General features: G+C 52.9%; 16 protein-coding genes, 1 tRNA gene and 2 pseudogenes. 9 read left to right on the top strand and 10 right to left on the bottom strand.

Features of this window, described 5'->3' with window-relative positions; all coding sequences use genetic code 11:
- Nucleotides 1–18 precede the first annotated feature (18 nt).
- The 7 genes and pseudogenes from ppdK to AC0L73_RS16770 form a co-directional block, all read right to left on the bottom strand.
- The gene (gene ppdK / locus AC0L73_RS16800) at nucleotides 19–2,697 is read right to left on the bottom strand and encodes a pyruvate, phosphate dikinase (RefSeq protein ID WP_227951584.1); all 2,679 of its coding nucleotides are present in this window, start codon (nucleotides 2,695–2,697) and stop codon (nucleotides 19–21) included.
- 78 nt (nucleotides 2,698–2,775) lie between these two features.
- Nucleotides 2,776–4,831: pseudogene (glyS, locus tag AC0L73_RS16795) on the bottom strand (glycine--tRNA ligase subunit beta).
- Nucleotides 4,832–5,725 carry a glycine--tRNA ligase subunit alpha gene (locus tag AC0L73_RS16790; protein ID WP_227951582.1) on the bottom strand — a complete coding sequence of 298 codons (894 nt, stop codon included), beginning with the start codon at nucleotides 5,723–5,725 and terminating at the stop codon, nucleotides 4,832–4,834.
- Between the two features lie 88 nt (nucleotides 5,726–5,813).
- Nucleotides 5,814–6,035 carry a hypothetical protein gene (locus AC0L73_RS16785; protein ID WP_227951581.1) on the bottom strand — a complete coding sequence of 74 codons (222 nt, stop codon included), beginning with the start codon at nucleotides 6,033–6,035 and terminating at the stop codon, nucleotides 5,814–5,816.
- Between the two features lie 32 nt (nucleotides 6,036–6,067).
- Nucleotides 6,068–6,934 (bottom strand): S49 family peptidase, encoded by an 867-nt coding sequence (locus AC0L73_RS16780; RefSeq protein ID WP_473654322.1) that lies wholly within the window; start codon nucleotides 6,932–6,934, stop codon nucleotides 6,068–6,070.
- Nucleotides 6,935–6,975: 41 nt separating this feature from the next.
- Entirely contained in the window at nucleotides 6,976–7,788 is an 813-nt protein-coding gene (locus AC0L73_RS16775) for a tRNA1(Val) (adenine(37)-N6)-methyltransferase (RefSeq protein ID WP_473654321.1), read from the bottom strand.
- A 2-nt stretch (nucleotides 7,789–7,790) separates the two neighbouring features.
- Complete coding sequence (locus tag AC0L73_RS16770; RefSeq protein ID WP_227951578.1) at nucleotides 7,791–8,009, bottom strand: putative signal transducing protein; 219 nt, start codon at nucleotides 8,007–8,009, stop codon at nucleotides 7,791–7,793.
- A 116-nt stretch (nucleotides 8,010–8,125) separates the two neighbouring features.
- Between AC0L73_RS16770 and AC0L73_RS16765 the strand changes: the two genes are divergently transcribed.
- From AC0L73_RS16765 to AC0L73_RS16750, 4 genes are all read left to right on the top strand, one after another.
- A complete protein-coding gene (locus AC0L73_RS16765) occupies nucleotides 8,126–9,148 on the top strand; it encodes a polyprenyl synthetase family protein (RefSeq protein ID WP_473654320.1) in 1,023 nt (340 codons plus the stop codon).
- A gap of 111 nt (nucleotides 9,149–9,259) precedes the next feature.
- Nucleotides 9,260–9,336 (top strand) — tRNA-Pro (locus AC0L73_RS16760).
- Between the two features lie 223 nt (nucleotides 9,337–9,559).
- The gene (locus AC0L73_RS16755; RefSeq protein ID WP_227951576.1) at nucleotides 9,560–10,276 is read left to right on the top strand and encodes a phosphatase PAP2 family protein; all 717 of its coding nucleotides are present in this window, start codon (nucleotides 9,560–9,562) and stop codon (nucleotides 10,274–10,276) included.
- Nucleotides 10,277–10,562: 286 nt separating this feature from the next.
- Entirely contained in the window at nucleotides 10,563–11,573 is a 1,011-nt protein-coding gene (locus AC0L73_RS16750; RefSeq protein ID WP_473654319.1) for a hypothetical protein, read from the top strand.
- Between the two features lie 173 nt (nucleotides 11,574–11,746).
- Here AC0L73_RS16750 and AC0L73_RS16745 read toward each other — a convergent pair whose 3' ends face one another.
- Complete coding sequence (locus AC0L73_RS16745) at nucleotides 11,747–12,349, bottom strand: TetR/AcrR family transcriptional regulator (protein ID WP_473654318.1); 603 nt, start codon at nucleotides 12,347–12,349, stop codon at nucleotides 11,747–11,749.
- A gap of 89 nt (nucleotides 12,350–12,438) precedes the next feature.
- Here AC0L73_RS16745 and AC0L73_RS16740 point away from each other — a divergent pair, with 89 nt between their 5' ends.
- From AC0L73_RS16740 to AC0L73_RS16720, 5 genes are all read left to right on the top strand, one after another.
- Nucleotides 12,439–12,972, top strand: a complete 534-nt coding sequence (locus tag AC0L73_RS16740; RefSeq protein ID WP_473654317.1) for an anthrone oxygenase family protein — start codon at nucleotides 12,439–12,441, stop codon at nucleotides 12,970–12,972.
- A 52-nt stretch (nucleotides 12,973–13,024) separates the two neighbouring features.
- Nucleotides 13,025–13,465 (top strand): VOC family protein, encoded by a 441-nt coding sequence (locus AC0L73_RS16735; RefSeq protein WP_473654316.1) that lies wholly within the window; start codon nucleotides 13,025–13,027, stop codon nucleotides 13,463–13,465.
- A 131-nt stretch (nucleotides 13,466–13,596) separates the two neighbouring features.
- Complete coding sequence (locus tag AC0L73_RS16730) at nucleotides 13,597–14,190, top strand: hypothetical protein (RefSeq protein WP_473654315.1); 594 nt, start codon at nucleotides 13,597–13,599, stop codon at nucleotides 14,188–14,190.
- Between the two features lie 12 nt (nucleotides 14,191–14,202).
- A complete protein-coding gene (locus tag AC0L73_RS16725; protein WP_473654314.1) occupies nucleotides 14,203–15,189 on the top strand; it encodes a hypothetical protein in 987 nt (328 codons plus the stop codon).
- 354 nt (nucleotides 15,190–15,543) lie between these two features.
- Nucleotides 15,544–16,863, top strand: a complete 1,320-nt coding sequence (locus AC0L73_RS16720; protein ID WP_473654313.1) for a GAF domain-containing sensor histidine kinase — start codon at nucleotides 15,544–15,546, stop codon at nucleotides 16,861–16,863.
- Here AC0L73_RS16720 and AC0L73_RS16715 read toward each other — a convergent pair.
- A pseudogene (locus tag AC0L73_RS16715) lies at nucleotides 16,794–18,418 on the bottom strand (CYTH and CHAD domain-containing protein). The gene AC0L73_RS16720 and the pseudogene AC0L73_RS16715 overlap by 70 nt on opposite strands.
- Nucleotides 18,419–18,458: 40 nt before the next feature.
- A complete protein-coding gene (locus AC0L73_RS16710; RefSeq protein ID WP_473654312.1) occupies nucleotides 18,459–18,884 on the bottom strand; it encodes a desulfoferrodoxin family protein in 426 nt (141 codons plus the stop codon).
- Between the last annotated feature and the right edge of the window lie 8 nt (nucleotides 18,885–18,892).

Raw genomic sequence — 18,892 nt, 5'->3', positions numbered from 1 at the left:
ATTAAAACTCCAATCTGATCAGGCTTCTGAGACCCGCAGTAATCCCAGCGCAGCCTGAGCCGCCGCAAGGCGTGCGATCGGCACACGGTAAGGAGAGCAGGAGACATAATCGAGGCCAACCCGCTCGCAGAAATCGATACTGGCCGGATCGCCGCCATGTTCACCGCATATGCCGAGTTTGATATCGGCACGCGTCTCGCGGCCACGATCGACAGCAATCTGCACCAGTTCGCCAACGCCTTCCTGATCGAGGGAAACAAAGGGGTCGGTTTCATAGATCCCCTGGTTCACATAATCTTCCAGGAAGGAGCCACTATCGTCCCGGCTGATGCCATAGGTCGTTTGGGTGAGGTCATTCGTCCCAAAGGAGAAGAACTCAGCCTCTTTCGCGATATCCCCCGCCCGGAGTGCGGCGCGTGGCAGCTCGATCATCGTGCCGATGAGATATTCAATCTCCTTGCCGGTCTCGTCATGGATCGCGTCGGCAACAGCCTTAATCTTGTCTTTCAGGATTTCCAACTCGCGTTCTGTAGCGACCAGCGGAATCATGATCTCGGGAATCACAGTCGCGCCAAGTTCCTTGCTAACCTCCGCGGCGGCCTCAAGGATCGCGCGGGCCTGCATCTCGTATATTTCCGGAAAAGAAATACCGAGGCGGCAACCACGATGGCCGAGCATCGGGTTAAACTCATGAAGCTGTAACGCCCGGTGACGCAATTTCGCTGGTTCCGCACCAAGTGCTTTGGCCAGATCGTCGATTTCCTCATCCGTTTTGGGCAGGAATTCATGGAGCGGCGGATCGAGAAGCCGGATGGTCACCGGCAACCCCGCCATGATGCGGAACAGCTCGATAAAGTCACCGCGCTGATAAGGGAGCAGCTTGGCCAGCGCGTCCCGCCGTTCCTCTATTGTTTCAGACAGGATCATCTGACGAACGGAGACAATCCGCTCCGCATCGAAGAACATATGTTCTGTCCGGCATAGGCCGACACCTTCCGCACCAAATTTCCGCGCGGTTTCCGCATCGAGCGGCGTTTCCGCATTGGCGCGCACTTTCATGCGGCGGATTTCATCGGCCCAGGACATCAGCTCACCAAACTCCCCGGACAGTTCCGGCATAATCATATCGACCGAGCCTAGCATCACCTCGCCGCTGCCACCGTCAATGGTCACGATATCGCCCTTTTTATAGGTTTCGCCGAGCACACTCAGTGTCTCGTTCTTGTAATCGATATTGAGCGATCCCGCACCTGAGACGCAGGCCCGGCCCATGCCGCGCGCAACAACCGCCGCATGGCTGGTCATGCCGCCACGGCTTGTGAGAATGCCTTTCGCCGCATGCATGCCGTGAATATCTTCGGGACTTGTTTCAATACGAACCAGAATGACGGATTTTCCTTCGCCCGCGAGAGCTTCCGCTTCATCACTGTTGAAGACGATCTGCCCAGAGGCGGCCCCGGGGCTCGCCGGCAAGCCACGTGCAATGACATTGCGTTCCGCAGCCGGGTCGAGCGTCGGATGCAGGAGTTGATCGAGAGAGGCCGGATCAATGCGTTTGATTGCCTCATTCTTGTCGATAAGCCCTTCGTTCACCATGTCGATGGCAATTTTAAGCGCCGCTTTCGCCGTGCGTTTGCCAGACCGGGTTTGCAGCATCCAGAGTTTGCCCTGCTGGACGGTAAACTCGATATCCTGCATGTCGTGATAATGCGCTTCGAGCTTTTTATAGACCTCAACAAGCTGGGCAAAAACTTCGGGGAAGACCTCCTCCATAGATGGGGCCTCAGAGCCCGCATCAAGACGCGATTGCTTGGTCAGGTTCTGCGGTGTGCGGATACCCGCAACCACATCCTCGCCCTGCGCATTCACGAGGAATTCACCGTAGAAGATCTTCTGACCCGTAGATGGATCGCGAGTGAAGGCGACGCCGGTCGCACTGTCATCCCCCATATTACCGAAAACCATTGCCTGTACATTGACGGCCGTGCCCCAGCTTGCCGGGATATCATGAAGGCGGCGATAGGTGATCGCACGCTGGTTCGTCCAGGAACTGAACACGGCGCCAATGGCACCCCAGAGCTGATCCTGTACATCCTGTGGGAATGGTCGGCCGAGTTCTTCTTCAACTTTCTGTTTATATTGCCCGACGAGCTTTTCCCAGTCATCCGCCGCGAGATCGGTATCAAGATGAAAGCCGTTTTCTTCTTTCAGAACTTCGAGAAGTTCTTCAAAATGATAGTGATCCACGCCGAGCACGACATCGGAATACATCTGGATAAAGCGGCGGTAGCTGTCATAGGCAAAGCGCTTGTCGCCACTTTGTGCCTCCAGCCCCTTCACAGTCTCATCATTAAGTCCGAGATTAAGGACCGTATCCATCATACCCGGCATCGACGCCCGCGCACCGGAGCGTACCGACACCAGCAACGGTTTTTCCGCATTACCAAAGCCGCCGCCGACGGAATCTTCAATCTCGGCAATCGCCGCATCAACCTGTCCGGCAAGTGTATCGGGATAGATCTCATTATTTTCCAGAAAGGCCGTACAGACTTCCGTCGTGATGGTAAAGCCCGACGGTACCGGAAGGCCAAGATTGCTCATCTCCGCCAGGTTCGCACCCTTACCGCCCAGCAGATTACGCATCTCCGCTGTGCCATCCGCCTTGCCATCGCCAAAAGAATATACCCACTTCGTCATCTCGATATCGCCCTTCTGATGTTAAATTCACTCACTTTTTAGAGTCATACAGATGCTCATACGCGTAAAAAGTAAAAATTAGCCTTCTATTTTCGATAAATCCGCAAACTGATCCAACAGGTTACGGATGGTGGAGAGAAGCCGTAGCCGGTTCGCCCGGAGCGCGGCATCCTCGGCATTCACAGTAACCTTGTCGAAGAAAGCATCGACGGGTTTGCGCAACGCCGCCGCCGCTGTTCCCGCCGCTTCAAACTCATCATGAGAAATCGCTCCCGAAACGAGGTTAGAAACTTCATGCATACGTTCATGCAGGGCCTTCTCCGCCCCGTCTTCCAGCAGGCTTTCATCAACCGGCTGGTCATAGGAGGTTCCGTCCTTCTTCTCCTCAATCCGGAGGATATTGGCCGCACGGCGATAGGCAATCAACAAATTCGCCCCATCATCGGAGCCGAGGAAGGTTGAGAGTGCCTCAACCCGCGCCATCAGCCGGACGAGATCGTCTTCCCCCCTCACCGAAGGCGGCGCTGATATAGTCATGGCGGATATTCTGCTCTTTCAGATGCACCTTCAACCGGTCGGCAAAAAAGGCGAGTAGCTCATCCGCGTTGAGTGTTTCCTGTATTGATTGCAGCGCCCCTGATTTCTCGAAAATCTCCAAGAGTGGCAGGCGCAGGTTGTTTTCCAGCACCAAACGGATCACGCCCAGAGCTGCGCGGCGAAGCGCATATGGGTCTTTAGATCCAGTTGGTTTTTCATCTATAGCGAAGAAGCCGGTAAGGGTATCTATCTTGTCCGCGAGCGCAACGATAACGCTTGTCGGTTCGGACGGGCATGTATCGTTCGGACCGAGCGGGGAGTAATGCTCCTGAATGGCTGTCGCGACGGCCTCATTCTCCCCGTCATGTGCCGCATAATACCGGCCCATCAACCCCTGCAAATCGGCAAACTCACCCACCATTTCGGTGCTGAGATCAGCTTTCGCAAGCAAGGCCGCCCGTGCTGCCATATCGGCATCAGAGTTCGGCACATAGGGCGCAATCTCTGCGGTCAGCTTAATGATCCGTTCAACTTTATCCCGCACCGTGCCGAGCTTCGCATGAAAAATGATCTTGTCGAGATCGGGTACGCGGGCCTCAAGGTTTTTTTCGCGATCCTTGTCCCAAAAGAATTTCGCGTCCGACAGGCGCGCACTCAGGACCCGCTCGTTCCCTGCGGTGATCAGCTTGCCGCCATCTTCCGCACGCAAATTCGCCACCACGATAAAGCGCGGGGCCATTTTGCCATCCGGCCCGGCAAGAGAGAAATACTTCTGATGACTGCGCATAGCAGAAATCAACGCCTCCTGAGGCACTTCAAGGAAGCTGGTATCGATCGAGCCGATCAGGCTTTCCGGCCATTCGACGAGGCCCGCAACTTCCGTGAGCAACGCCGGATCATCAATAAGGGTCAACCCCTCATCCACAGCCAGCCGCGTCGCATCCGCCGCGATAATCTTCGCGCGCTCTGCGGCATCCAGCACAACATAGGCGGTTTTAAGCCGCGCCCGATAATCGGTAAAATCCTTCACAGAAATTGCCGCCGGTGCCATAAAGCGATGACCGAAGGTCTGGTCATTGGCCGTCAGATGCTCCCAGCTCAAAGGGACCGTCTTGCCGTCAAACAGGCAGAGAATATTGTGGAGCGGACGCACCCAGCGGGCGGTGTAGCTGCCCCATTTCATCGGCTTCGGCCAGGGCACGGCGGAGATCGCCGCATTCAGGAGCGCGGGCAGCACCTCAATCGTCGAGCGGCCCTTGGATTCGATTACAGCATAGTAAAAGCTGCCCTTCTCCGTCTCGCGTTCCTCCAGTTGATCGCGGGAAAGCCCGGCGGATTTAAGGAAACCTTCCACCGCCTTGTCCGGCGCACCGACGCGGGGGCCACGCCGTTCCTCCGACGTATCCTCTTGCGCCACTGGCAAGCCGTCAATAACAAGCGCAAGGCGCCGCGCCGTCGCAAATCCGCGAGCGCTTTCGAATGCGAGTCCGGCGTCTTTCAGCCCAGCACTCACCAAGCGAACCAGATCGTCCGCCGCCTTGTTCTGCATGCGCGCAGGGATTTCCTCGGAGAAAAGCTCCAGCAACAATTCCGCCATTTATGCCTCCTCCGCCAGATGTCCGCGGCCCTTGAGCCACGCCGTCGCACAGCCCTTGGCCAGCGCCCTCACCCGCCCGATATAGGCGGCGCGCTCAGTCACGCTGATGACGCCGCGCGCATCGAGAAGGTTGAAAAGATGGCTCGCCTTCATGCATTGGTCATAGGCCGGCAGCGCAAGCCCCTCGGCCAAAATCTCCTGGCACTGGACTTCCGCATCCTCAAAATGACGGAGCAGGATATCCACATTGGAATGCTCAAAATTATAGGCGGAGAATTCCTTCTCGTTCTGCAGAAAGACATCGCCATAGGTGACGCCTTCGCTGTTCCATTTCAGGTCGAACATGCGATCGACGCCCTGCACATACATGGCAAGACGTTCAAGCCCGTAGGTCAGTTCGCCGGAGACCGGGCTGCATTCATAGCCGCCGACCTGCTGGAAGAAGGTGAACTGGCTGACCTCCATCCCGTCGCACCAGACTTCCCAGCCGAGGCCCCAGGCGCCCAGGGTCGGGCTTTCCCAATCATCTTCGACAAAGCGAATATCATGGTTCTTAGGGTCAATCCCGAGGGCATAGATGCTTTCGAGATAGAGTTCCTGAATGTTATCCGGGGACGGTTTCAGGAGAACCTGGAACTGGTAGTAATGTTGGGTGCGGTTGGGGTTCTCGCCATAGCGGCCGTCGGTCGGGCGGCGCGAGGGCTGCACATAGGCGGCTTTCCACGGCTCCGGGCCGAGTGCGCGCAGGGTCGTCGCCGGATGAAACGTTCCGGCACCCACTTCCATGTCATAGGGCTGCAAGATAACGCAGCCCTTCGATGACCAGAAATGTTGTAGGGTCAGGATCAGATCCTGAAAGGAATTGGACGGCGCGGAGGCCAGATTACCCGCCATAATTACAGACCACACTGCTAAGAGAGAATTTGCGGTGCAACATAAAGCCCCGCAACGAGCGGGTCAACCGGCCACAGCCCGCTTTGCTCTATTTATCCTTGCAACTGTGATCGCCAAGGTCCGCGACGAATGCACCGCAGCGCGGGCATTCCTCCAGATCGAGCATTTTATCGGACGACTGGCCCTTGAATTCCCGGTTCTTCCTTGATTTATCGAGAGTTGGGGCAATCGTACTACGATAAAAGCGATGGGCAAAAAAGACACCGATCAGCACCAAAACGATCAGAATGATTTTAACCGGTGAAAACATCCGTCTGCCCTACTCTTTCCGAGACTTGCGAATCATAAACCGAACCGTCCCCAGAGGGACTGGTTGCGAACAGCGGTGATCAGAGCATCGACCGCATCGGCGCCGATAGCCTGCTGCTGCGCGAGGCCAAGCTTCTTGGCAAGGAAGCCCTGTCGTCCCTCAACAAGGTTAAAGCGAACTTTTTCGCCAAACTTTTCGCGACAGAAGGATCGCAGATCAGCGATGCCATCGACAAGGCCGAGTTCCACTGCCTTTTCCCCGATCCAGACATCACCGGAGAACAACTCCTTGTCTTTGCGTTTTTTAAGCCGTTCGCCGCGCCGGGTTTTCACCAGCTCCTTGAAATTGTTATGGATATCGCCCTGGATTTTCTTGAGCCAGAGAATATCGTCTTCCTTCTCAGGGCTGAAGGGATCAAGCTTGATCTTGTTCTCCCCCGCCGAATAAAGCCGCCGATCCACGCCGACTTTCTCCAGCAACGCCGGAAAGCCGAAGCCCGCCGAGACCACCCCAATGGAGCCGACCACTGAATTCTTGTTGATATAAATCTCATCCGCACAAAGACCGAGCCAGTAACCACCCGATGCCATCACATCTTCGGCAAAAGCATATACCGGTACGCCCTTCTCGTCCGCCAACTGACGAATTCGGTCAAAAATGAGCGAGGACTGCACCGGTGATCCTCCCGGCGAGTTGATGGCGAGCACTACGGCGCTTAACCGCTTGGTGTCGAATGCCGCCTCTATCTGGTCCGCAAGACCGGCTAGATTGAGATGTTCGCCGCGCAGCTTGTTGCCGCCGGGCGCGATCACACCATAAAGCGGCAAAACAGCCACTTGAGGCGCTTTATCGAAAAACCGCTTGAGCGGTGTTTTCTTGAGAAGATTGACTATATTCATGGCCGTAAAGGTAAGGATTTAACCGCTCTGTACAAGTCTTTTCATGATAACATGGATTTGAGCGCCGCGCCTTCGCGGGCGATGGCGGTGGCGGCTGCTGTCGGTGTTCCGTCCTTTTCATGCAGTATCAGCCCTCGTGTCAGTTCCAGCGGGCTCTTGTCCCCCTTGATCCCTTGCACGATCACCCGTTTCGCCGATTGTCCCGCCTCCGGCCAGAGAGGCACAACTTTCAGCCGTCCGCATCCTTTCTGAAGAACAGCCAGAATATCGCCGAGCCGATCAGCCCGGTGAATAACCGTTACGGTTCCTTTCGATTTCGCCCGCGCGACACAAAATTGCAGCCACTCAGGGAGGGCCACGCTCCCTTCGATATGCGCAAGGGTTTTGTTTTCTGTCTTGGCGCTGCGTGCCCGTCCCTTACCATAGAACGGTGGATTGGTGAGAATATGATCGAACCCTGCCTCCAGAAACGGTTTGCCGCCCGGGCCCGTCACCCCGGCGAAAGAACTCCGGTTGCCGATATCGGCCTCGATAACGGATGTTTTATCCTCGAAGCCGTTCTTTTCTATGTTCAGCCGGGCAAGCGCAGCAAGCTCCGCCTGTAACTCGATCCCCCAAAGGTGACACTCCGGCAGGCGATGAAGTGCGCAGAAGCCCGCCGTGCCAACGCCACAGCCGACATCCAGCAAGCTCTCCCCTGCTTTTGCCTCAACCGCCGCGCCGAGCAGTACCGCATCCGATCCGGCGCGAAATCCTTCCCTCGGCTGTGTGATACTCAACGCGTTACCAAGAAACCGGTCTTCCGTGTATTCGGCCGCCCCCTCAACGGAGATATTTCCGCGCTCCAGTCCCATGTTCAGCTCTTTGCCTCCGCCTCACCGATATCCACGAGAATTTGCTGCGCCGCGGCGTGATCATCCTCCGTCACCATGATCCGCCGCTGGATGGCACCGATACTCCCTTCCAGTATCGAGGTGTGTTCATCCAGCACAATTGCCTCAATCTGTTCGTCCTTCAGGACGGCAACAATATAGGAGATCAGTACCGGATCATTACACCTTATGAGTTCTTTCACAAAATTCCCCTAACTCGCGGCCCGGATATGACCGCCATCACTTGACCCGCTGTCATCTTAAGCTATGCTCTGCCGAATAATTTAAACGATCCCGCGACCCTTTGAACGAGGCAGCTTTGGCCATTATCGTAAACTTGGACGACAGAAAAGAACAGCCCGCAAAAGCGACCCTGAAACGCCTGCTCGACATTGTCGAGGCGGATCTGGCCGATACTAACGAGATCATCCTGGAACGGATGCATAGCGAGGTGGAGCTGATCCCGACGCTAGCGAAGCATCTGATCGCGGCGGGCGGCAAGCGATTGCGCCCGGTTCTCACCCTCGGCGCGGCCAAGCTCTGCGGCTACCAGGGCGACCGCGCGAAGAAGCTCGCGGCCTGTGTCGAGTTTATCCATACCGCCACTTTGCTGCATGACGATGTGGTGGACGAAAGTGATTTGAGGCGCGGGAACGAAACCGCCAATGTCCTCTGGGGCAATCAGGCGAGCGTGCTCGTCGGCGATTTTCTCTTCAGCCGCTCCTTCCAGCTGATGGTCGAGGATGGCTCGCTTGAGGTACTCGCGATCCTCTCCAACGCCTCCGCCGTGATCGCGGAGGGCGAAGTGATGCAGCTCATGAATGTCGGCGATACCAACACCACCGAAGACAGTTATCTACAGGTGATTGCCTCCAAAACTGCCGCGCTCTTTGCCGCTGCCTGCGAGGTCGGCGCCGTCGTGGCGGATCGCCCGAAAGCAGAGGCGCAGGCGCTTGAAAGCTATGGCCGCAATCTCGGCATTGCCTTCCAGCTTGTCGATGACGCGCTTGATTACTCCGCCGAGCAGCAAGCACTTGGCAAGGCCATTGGTGATGATTTCCGTGAAGGTAAAGTCACCCTGCCCATCCTTCTTTCCTTCCGCCGTGGCAATGCGGAGGAACGGGCTTTCTGGAAACGGGTTGTCGAGGATGGCGACCAGCAGGACGGCGATCTGGAGCAGGCACTCGAAATCATCAAGAAGCATTCCGCGCTTGAGGACACCATCGAGCGCGCGCGCCACTACGGCGCGATGGCGAAAGACGCCCTCGGTATCTTTGAGGAGAGCGAGACCAAGGAAGCCTTGTTGGAGGCCGTTGATTTCTCCATCGAACGGGCGTTCTAGTTTTTAAAAGATTTTGGGCGGCGGCATCATTTCGCCCTTGCAGAACCCGCCCAAACCTGATTATAACGCTTCTGCTCTCGCCGAGCCCATTTTACCACGGGCCGGCACGGTCGGGGTGTGGCGCAGCCTGGTAGCGCACGTCGTTCGGGACGACGGGGTCGGAGGTTCGAATCCTCTCACCCCGACCAAAATTAAAGGGCGGCTTGGATGTGATTTGCCATACATTCTCCAACAGATTTTGATGCGATTCCGGCCCATCTTTTTCATAATCAAAATGTTCCGGAACATATTCTGCGAAAAATGCTCGTTCTGTATTGGCCTCTATCAATCAAATGCCAAGCTCACTATTTTATACAGCCGCCCTACTCAGTTCTCTATGAACATCCTCGTTGATCATGAGAGTTCGTTATAATGGAAAATGGAACGCAAGAATCAGGCCTTGGCCTTAATACCGGATATCAGCTGTCGATTTCAGCCATCCTCCTCATCCTTGTGGTCATTGTTTTTGACGTCGCTCGGCTTGATTTTCATATTTCAAATCATTTTTTTGACGGCGCTGCTTGGATTATCGATGCAAATCAACCGGTTCCACGGTTTTTCTTTTATAATCTCCCAAGATGGCTATTAATCACCTATGGGGGCGGCCTCTGCATATTGTTCATGCTCTCCTTTGTCCTCAGACCTTTTGCAAGGTTTCGCAAGCGCAAATATCTTTTCATTATCCTGTGCGCCATTCTCGTCCCGCTAACCGTAGGCATCGGGAAAAAGATTACCGACGTATATTGCCCCTATCAGCTAACGGAATATGGTGGAACAAAACCACATCTACAGCCGTTTGAAAGGGGAGATTTGAGCGATAGCGGCAAGTGTTTTCCCGCAGGTCACGCCTCCGCCGGCTTCGCACTTCTCCTTTTCGTACCCTTGGCTCGAACGAGGAAACGGATGATTATGGTCATTGCTGCAGCGATGACTGCCGGATGGGTCATGGGCGGCTATCAGATGCTCAATGGCCGCCATTTTCTTTCTCATACCCTCGTCACAATGCTGCTAAGCTGGATAATTGTCTGTAGTTTGCATTTTCTGGTGTTCAAGAGCCGGCTTTCCAAAGGCAGATGGCTTCAGAATTGATGCGGTGTAATTTCGTGTCATTTTAACATTAGGCGTTGGTGAGCAATCGCGTCAGCAATGTCACAGCGCGTCCGGCAGCGCATGTCGTTCGGGACGACGGGGTCGGAGGTTCAAACCCTCTCACCCCGACCATTTTCCTTTAAACTCTATTCAGATTATGGGTTAGACAATTCTTGGATTGTCTTGCGAATATGCATCATCGCGAATATAACGTGATTATGAATGACCCAAAACAACCGTTAGATAGAACAAAAGTTACTATTTCTCAGACAGCGGAATGAATGTGATGGAACTTACGGCCTTGGCGGTATCAGAGGCCAGCATCAAAGAAAGAAAGTGTTTCGCATGTGGTGGCCTCCCAAGCACTGGGAAGGGCGAACACATTATACCGCTTTGGCTACAACGTAGCCACACACTGTTCGATAAAACGATAGGTCTAATAAATGGAACAAGAATACCATATCGATACTTAACGGTGCCTTGCTGCGAAATTTGTAATACTGGCTTTCTCGCTGACATTGAAAGGGCCGTCCAGCCAATCTTTATGAAGGGAATGATTACTACTAACAATGAGAAACTAATACTGGGCAGATGGCTCTCCAAAATACTACTTGGCCTTCTCGTTAAGGAAACAAGCCTACTTTATGATCGAGCGCAACCGACCTTAGGCCCCATCGTTAGGCCTTCGTATATAGAAGAACTTGAACACCTCCATTTCATTCTAAATAGCGCAAGAAAAGAAACAACATTCCATTGCATTCACGGTGATTACCCCTTCTCCATTTACTCCTATTTGGTAAGGAATGAGTCACCTGCGGGAAAATTTGACCTAAGCACAAACGTCTTTGGACAGTCGGTAGCAATAAGGGTCGGCGAACTCGCAGTAATATTCATTAGTGACGGAGGCCTTCAGCAAGACATCGTTCCGAAAGGGCCATTTTCACTGTTAGGTGCTACAGTATCTGAGTACCAGTTTCGGGAACTGGCTGCGAGAATTCATTATAAAGCGGCACTTAGAGATGCAACTCACACTTACCTGACGTCCGAAAGCGGGCGTAATATTTCAATCGATCAGATTAGCGTACGTCCTTACTCTAGCCAAATACTTAAAAATGGCGACATGAGGGTATTCAGAGATTGGGATGAGAAAGTACTTAGTGAGGTGATTGAGAAATATTCATTAGTAAATATGACTGATATTTTTGACGAAGATACCGGTAAATGTAGAACTATCCTTGTAGATGAGAATGGTAAATTACTCAAAGCCTCTCAATATCTCAAACTACCATCAGGCTGACAACCAGCGTATACTAAATGTGATCCTAGAAGGCTTCGATAACAGCCGGCCACTACTCCTGTAATGTATAATTGCAAAAGACACAGACGAAAACTTAAAGGAAATGTAAATTAGCCTCACCCCGACCAAATTTTTTCAAATTCATCAGAAAATTAATTCTCCGCCATGCAGAGTCAGTCGGCACGAAGCAGCTTTTCCAATGACACAAGCGCTTTAGCGGAGCGGGTATTGCAAAACTCTGCCGTCGGGATTGGCGCACGACCGATCACGCGGCGGATTTGCAGGTCGCCGATCAGCAAATTGAGGTAAAGCTCCGCCGCCTCATGGGTGGTATCAAAGCGAAGCTGCCCCCGCGCCTTTGCATTTTCCAGAACAACCTCAATCAGGGGCATCACAGTCTCCCGTCCGGCCACTGATATCGCCGCGCCAAGCTCCCCGCTGGGGTCCGCCGCCGCCGCGCGGTTAAGTGCCACGGCCCGCGCACCGGTGAGCAGGCTCAGCAGCTTTGGCCCCAGTCGGCCAAGCGTCTCGATCGGATCCTGATCCGAAGCCAGCTCCGCCTCCAGCAGAGATTTCACCTCCTCCGCGTTGCGCGCCACAAGCGCCTTGAACAGCCCCTGCTTATCGCCATACCAGTTATAGAGCGTCTCGTTCGAGGCCTTGGCCCGCTTCGCGATGGCAAGCATCGACGCGCCCACGTAGCCCTTCCCTTCCAGTACCTCATAAGCGGCCTGCGCAATCTGCTGTTGCCGGATGAGCTTCGTCTCTTCGCGCATATTTATCTCCTGAATTCGTTGACAACAACCGTAAACTAAATTACGGATAAAGACAACCGTACATATAATTACGCTTAAAGGATTTGACGATGACCGCCATTGAACAGCCGGAGCCCACTCGCAAAAATGTCCTCCTCATCCCCCTTGCCTTCCTTTCGCTCTTGCTTAGTGGTGCGATCTTCGGCTTCTTTTACGCCTGGATCTGCTCAACCATGTGGGGGCTGGATGCGGCGGACCCGAAAGTCGCCATCGCGGCAATGCAGGCCATGAATGCCTCGGTCCGGAACACAGTCTTCGCTCCGGCCTTTTTCGGGACGCCCTTTATCCTTATTGTAACCGCCGCCTTCGCCTGGGTCAGTAGCCGCAGAAGCGCCGTCCTCTTTGCGCTGGCCGGGGTGATCTATTTCTTTGGCGGCGTGGTCCTGACTTTCACCGTGAATGTCCAGATGAACGAGGCCCTCGCCCTTGTGACCATCCCTGAAAGCACCGAGGAGGCCCGGCAAATCTGGCAGGAATACTCTGAACCTTGGCAGTTCTGGAACATCATGCGGACAATCGCGAGCGGCGTAACACTCCTCCTGACCGGATGTGCGTTCCTGACATTGCGAGGGGGTAAGGGTTGATGACAGAAATTCCCCGGCGTAGTATCAGTCCCGAGCACAAGGAGAAAAGCAGATGATTACCCATTTCGACCATGTCACCGTCGCCGTGCGCGACCTTCAGGCGGCGATTGATTTCTTCGAACTTCTCGGCTTTGAGGAGGACAAGAGAGTTGTCATCAAGGATGAGCCATTTGCGGGCTATATGGGCGTTACGGATATCGAGGCGGATCATGTCACCCTTGCCATTCCGGGTGTTACGCCACGTTTCGAAGTTCAGGTTCTCCATTACCGGACACCAGAGGCCGAGGCGATGGCGAAGAACGACCCACGCCTCGATAAGCTCGGCTTCAATCATATCTGCTTCGCGGTAACGGATGCGGAGGCGATGGTCCGCCATCTCAAGGACCGTGGCGTTGAGGTCAGGAGTGAGCTTAAAAACTTCCACAGCCGCCAGCTGTTCTTCATTACCGGCCCCGAAGGCATCACCGTCGAACTCGCCGAATGGATAAAATAAACAAAGACAATTAATGCGCCGTCAATTTGAATTTTCGACGTAACTACCGATAAATCGGCTGTTGCATGAGAGTTTGACACTCATATTTTTGCCCCTTAATATTAGAGTTGCAATATATAAAGGGGCCGAAAATGCGGAAAATTTTCACTGTGGTGTTGATAATTCTGATGCTCTCCTCGCCGACAAGGATCGCGACAGCAAGTGACGGTGGCGGCATCGTCCTTCTCAACACAGTTTCGGCCTTTACAAAGCCGGCGGTTTTCACGACGATCGTTTTGACCAGTTTTTTTGTCGTTAATACCTTGTTTGCACCGGAATTGGCGACGCTTCCACCACTGCAGAGAAGTGAGCTTACCCTCACACTAACGGCCACACTAACCTTCCTCTTCTTTAAAGATATTGTACTGAAACATATCCGCTATTTAATCTATGCCCTAACCACTCCTTTCTTTTATTTCCAGCCAGAGAGCGTCGCAAGCAGCCCGTCAGCAACCCCGGAAGAGGCACAAACAGGACTTTGGAGTGCCTCCAATCCGGACGTAAAGGCCGCAGCCGTTGCAGAGGAAAAAGAAAAGGAGAAACAAGAACTCATTAATAAGGCAGTTCAAGGCGCATTACGCGACCCGGAAATTGCTAAAAAGTACCTTGAATACTCTACGCCAGAAGTCAAAGCCGCCGTTACGAAAGCACTCGAAAATCAGGCCGCCGACCGGTCCCGTTTTTAAGGAGGGAATGATATGAAAAAGACACTACAATTACTCTCCTCCGGTCGTATCCTGACTGTTGCGGCATTGATGATGTCACTTCTTTTAGTGGGCTGTCAGGGCAACGTATCCGATACGGTCGGCGATCTCTTTACCAACCCTTTCAGCTCGTCAAATGATGATGAAGATGAGAAAAAAGAAGTTATTGATGTTGTCGCACTAAAACCGCAGGAAATTCCGTGGCACATACAGTCCGCTGTTGCGGCAACAGTTCTTCGGCTGAAAAATGGAAATCCGGAAGAGATCGACGAAGAATTCAGTCTAGTCGGCAACGGTGGGATTGCCACAGACGAAAACAGCAGCCTCGAAGGTTTTGGTGTTGAGAATGTTCAAATTAACGATTTTTTCCATCCCAAGGAGGTACCGGCAATTAACCGTCTCGGCGCGCGGTTAATCCTTGTCCACCCAACTGGTCGACGGCTAGGTGTTTCCTTCGTTGCCGATTATGAATTGACCGATGATCAGATCATTTTGAAGGGCCATCAATGGGGATATAGCCGTGCAGAAATCCCGGCAATTGAAACATATATTGTTCCGTTCGCATCGATCGAAGAACTCAGTGAGGCAAGCACACGCGATTACACCACATTCAGGAGCCATATTCTTGCCAGCGCTGTCGTTACTGGCACTCCAGTATCCGATGAGATAGCAAACTATAGCATTGTCACCTTTGTCATGGACCGTATTCTCGCAGGTGACAAATTTGAAGTTCGTATCAGCGCCGTTAAGGACGGCACCGATGGCTTCGCCGAAGATAGCCGCTATATCTTGCATGACAATGGCTGGGTTACCGGTATCGTGCCGGGCAGGTTTTCCCTTGCGGAAGATAAGTCCTTTTGGGTGAAAGCGGTCTACACGCCAAAGCAGAAAGAAGACGGCGGTTTTTTCGGCAATTTGCTAACAAATGAGAAGCTGATCGGCCTATATAATACAGCGAACCTGACAGAAGCGACGAACTGAGCATAGGCAGGTCGCAACAGTTAAATACACCTATCCGGGGTGAGCAATTGATGAAAATAATTTGCCAGCTAAGATACATTACATCCTTGTAATTTATCGGTAATATCCGGTAATTACCGGAGCTCAGCTCAGGGGCACTATCGTACCTTTCAAAAACCCCGGAAAGCCGCATGCAACCTGGGTTTGAAGATTTTCCTACTGGTTATTTTTAACCAATACTTAACCATTTCAAACTCATAATCATGGGCACGAAATCCTGTTGAGTGGGACTATTGGTCAGGGATTTTTTATGAGCAACCAAGGCAAATGAATGTGCATGATTCAATTTGCAAAGGTTGAGTTCAAGGAGGCGTTATGAAAATTGCCCCGTTGCCAAAAGACGAAGAAGAACGGCTAGAGCGCCTAAGAGAGTATAATATTCTCGATACCGCAGAGGAAGCCAGTTTCGACAATATCACACGGATCATTTCGAAAACACTTGGTGTTCCAATTGCTCTTGTGAGTCTGGTGGATGAAAAACGTCAATGGTTCAAGTCTCATTTCGGCATTAATGTGCGTGAAACGCCGCGCGATATGGCAATCTGTGCTCATGCAATTCACTCTGAAGATATCATGGTGGTCGAAAATACGCTGGAAGATGAACGCTTTTTCGACAATCCGCTGGTTACCGGGCCTAAGAATATCCGCTTTTATGCTGGCGCACCGTTGATCACGCCGGATGGCTTCAAGATTGGGTCCCTATGCGCCATCGATCGCAAGCCGCATAAGCTAAACGATGACCATAAACTTTTGCTGAGGGATCTTGCCGATATCGTGATTGACGAGATGGAGCTGCGCAAAGCCCGTCAAGATGTTCTTAAAAACAACGAGACCCTTAATAAAAAGATTTCTGAACTCATGGATACGCAGGCGCGGCTTGAAATTCAGGGCAAAGAACTCGTCAAGCTTGCTGAAAAAGAAGCGCAGCTAAAAAGCGCGTTATCCCAGGAAATTGCGATCAAGGATCGCTTCTTTTCTATCATTGCCCATGACTTGAAAAGTCCATTTAATGCGCTTCTCGGGTTTTCCGAATTTCTGGCGAAACGCGCGGACAAACTTACCGCGAAGGATATCATGGAGTATGCCTCGATGATCAATCTCTCCAGTAAGACCCTCTATGAACTACTTGAAAATCTTCTCGAATGGGGCCGTTTTCAGATGGAAAAAGGCGACATGCACTCCGAACACCTCAATCTGCCGGATATTGTGAAGGAAAGCATGCACGTGTTAAAATCCTTGGCGGCCAACAAGAATGTATCATTATCCAGCCAAGTTCCTGATCTAACGGTTGATGCCGACCGGAATATGATCCTTCTTGTCATTCGAAACCTGATTACGAACGCCATTAAATTCACCCCCGAAGGTGGAGCTATCGAAGTAAAGGCTGAGCGCACTGGAGAAATGGTCGAAATTTCTATCTCTGATACAGGCGTAGGTATTGCGCCGCATATCATGGTGGATTCATTTGCCATCGATAAAAAGACCACAACACTCGGCACGGACGGAGAGATCGGGACAGGACTCGGACTACCGCTTTGCAAAGAAATGATTGAGCTTCACCAAGGTCATATCCGGGTAGAAAGCGAGCAGGAGAAAGGAACAACTTTCCGTTTCACTCTGCCTGAAGCCGCCTGAGATAACGGAAATTCATTCCCAGAAGCGTTCTGCCTTCTTGAGCTTTTTCCAGCATTTCCGGGCATCCTTCCAGGATGCGTCCGCCCGGCCGAGATGCCAATTATAAATGGCCGAGGCTTGCGCAGCGAGATCTCCCCCTTTTCCTTATTTTGCTCAGCAATGTCGAATAATTGCCGGCTCATCGCGACATCATTGAGATAACCAAACGCATCCTGCAAACGCTGCAGTTTCTTTAGAAACGGCTTCGCCTCCTTCGCGGCATAAAGTGGCATAAAAAATTCCGTCACATAGCGCAGCGACTTCAATTTTTGCGCATGCTGTGGCGTTCCTCGATGGTGAGGTCGTCAATCCGCTCTCCCCATTTGGCGGCCCTTCGCCACGTTTTCGCCAGCGCTTTATCCGCATGCTTTTGGACCTTGAGATCAACAAAATTTTCATCCGCCCGCGCAAGTGCCCGATCGATTAAAAAGTCGAAAAACAAACAGGATAGTTTCAATTGGGTCCAGTCAGCGCTTAGCAGGCTCTTACGCACGGTCACACGTTGTTCGGTAATATGCGCATCGAGAGCCTCCCTCAACGCGCCGCAGTCGGGAATTTCATCAAGGCGGACGGCGGCAGGTTCAAAAATGTCGCTCAGCAAGACATCCGCATCACGGAGCGCACCAACCACGCCCGCCAACTTCTGCGCCAATTCTTCGAGTGCCAAAAACTCCGCCCCCAGCTTCTTCGCATTCAGCATATGAAGCGCCGTCCGCAAGCGCCGTAGGCCGACCCGAAGCTGGTGCGGTCCCTCTGGTGCAGGGTCGGCAATCACAAAATCCCAGTTTTGCAGGATCTGCTCCGCCGCCGAATTCCCGACAGATCGCAACGCCTCTATGCCTGACATATTGCGCGTAATTTCCGTCTTTTCCGAATAGGCGGGTTCAAGTGGATTTTCCGTCTCGCCAAGACCAATCAGCGCAAAACCCCGCCGCGCCTTATGCAGCTTACTCGGTGTCACCGCGACACCCGCGAACAACTTCTCCGCTGCGCTTAACATGGCGAAAGGCACACCCGATTTAAGCTCCAGTTCCACCTCATCAAGCGGAGCTCGTTTGGCTCCGGCCCGGACGTCCCCAATATCAATAGCGAGTTCGACTGTCCCCTCACCCGCGATATCGATAAGGGCGGCCGTGCGGTTGATATATGTCTCGAAAAGCGGAACGGGTGCCTCCCCCGCTAGGACATTCTCTATTCGGCGTATGACTTCTCTGTCACCTATCAGGTTCAAATCCGGGGCATCGCCCGCGATCTCACTCTCATATTCCAGCGTTTGTGATAGTCCCTTACTCAGCCCGCCATCCAGCTTGGCCGTCTGGACCCGTTTCTCGCCGTTATCGCGGATACGCAAAGACATTCTTTTGCGACCAAGGGCGCCGTCCGGCGTATCAAAATAAACGGATCGGAGCAGTCGCGTGGTAGCCTTCCCACCGGTCAGTTCAATAAAAGCGGGGGTACCCGCAAGCGCGCGAATATCCCCCTCTGACAGAGTTAATTTCAGTTCGATTTCTCGCATCGACATAAAGCGTTATCTCATGAACAACTATGTTGCATTATTAGAGCGCCAGCCGATTGAGCCAGGCGTCATGCTTGTTACAGAGCGATACCGCATAAAGAGCACTCCTCATACCGGTGACATCATATGTCGAAATTGGTGCATCGACATCAGGGTCGAATATGGTTTCAGCGACAAAATCAAGATTTTCATCGAGCAGGATATGCTTGACGATATAATGGGTGTAGCCATCCATTTCATGACCGGTGGTGACTTCAATCATATTGCCGCTCCGTTCAATCATCGGGACATGCCCCGCCTCCTTCCCGATCCAGCGGCCCGGCATCTCCATCGTGTAGAACAGAGACCCCGCCAGTTTCGAGTTCATAGGATCGAGCAGGCCACCCGCCATCGCGATTTTCGGCAACGCCATGGAAGACGCAACTCCGATCAACCCAAATCCCTTCAAAAACAGCCGTCTATGCATTTTGATGT

The organism is Sneathiella sp. D3-11 (assembly GCF_055809395.1).
The sequence above is the reverse complement of the archived record's forward strand: the minus strand, read 5'-3'. Positions and strand labels throughout refer to the sequence as shown.

Excerpts from the sequence above, each read along its gene's own strand:
- AC0L73_RS16785 (WP_227951581.1), bottom strand. The coding sequence starts at position 6,035 with ATGTTTTCACCGGTTAAAATCATTCTGATCGTTTTGGTGCTGATCGGT.
- AC0L73_RS16725 (WP_473654314.1), top strand. The coding sequence starts at position 14,203 with ATGAAAAAGACACTACAATTACTCTCCTCCGGTCGTATCCTGACTGTT.
- AC0L73_RS16750 (WP_473654319.1), top strand. The coding sequence starts at position 10,563 with ATGGAACTTACGGCCTTGGCGGTATCAGAGGCCAGCATCAAAGAAAGA.
- AC0L73_RS16710 (WP_473654312.1), bottom strand. The coding sequence starts at position 18,884 with ATGCATAGACGGCTGTTTTTGAAGGGATTTGGGTTGATCGGAGTTGCG.
- AC0L73_RS16790 (WP_227951582.1), bottom strand. The coding sequence starts at position 5,725 with ATGGCGGGTAATCTGGCCTCCGCGCCGTCCAATTCCTTTCAGGATCTG.
- AC0L73_RS16780 (WP_473654322.1), bottom strand. The coding sequence starts at position 6,934 with ATGAATATAGTCAATCTTCTCAAGAAAACACCGCTCAAGCGGTTTTTC.
- AC0L73_RS16740 (WP_473654317.1), top strand. The coding sequence starts at position 12,439 with ATGACCGCCATTGAACAGCCGGAGCCCACTCGCAAAAATGTCCTCCTC.
- AC0L73_RS16775 (WP_473654321.1), bottom strand. The coding sequence starts at position 7,788 with ATGGGACTGGAGCGCGGAAATATCTCCGTTGAGGGGGCGGCCGAATAC.
- AC0L73_RS16730 (WP_473654315.1), top strand. The coding sequence starts at position 13,597 with ATGCGGAAAATTTTCACTGTGGTGTTGATAATTCTGATGCTCTCCTCG.
- AC0L73_RS16755 (WP_227951576.1), top strand. The coding sequence starts at position 9,560 with ATGGAAAATGGAACGCAAGAATCAGGCCTTGGCCTTAATACCGGATAT.
- AC0L73_RS16720 (WP_473654313.1), top strand. The coding sequence starts at position 15,544 with ATGAAAATTGCCCCGTTGCCAAAAGACGAAGAAGAACGGCTAGAGCGC.
- AC0L73_RS16745 (WP_473654318.1), bottom strand. The coding sequence starts at position 12,349 with ATGCGCGAAGAGACGAAGCTCATCCGGCAACAGCAGATTGCGCAGGCC.
- ppdK (WP_227951584.1), bottom strand. The coding sequence starts at position 2,697 with ATGACGAAGTGGGTATATTCTTTTGGCGATGGCAAGGCGGATGGCACA.
- AC0L73_RS16735 (WP_473654316.1), top strand. The coding sequence starts at position 13,025 with ATGATTACCCATTTCGACCATGTCACCGTCGCCGTGCGCGACCTTCAG.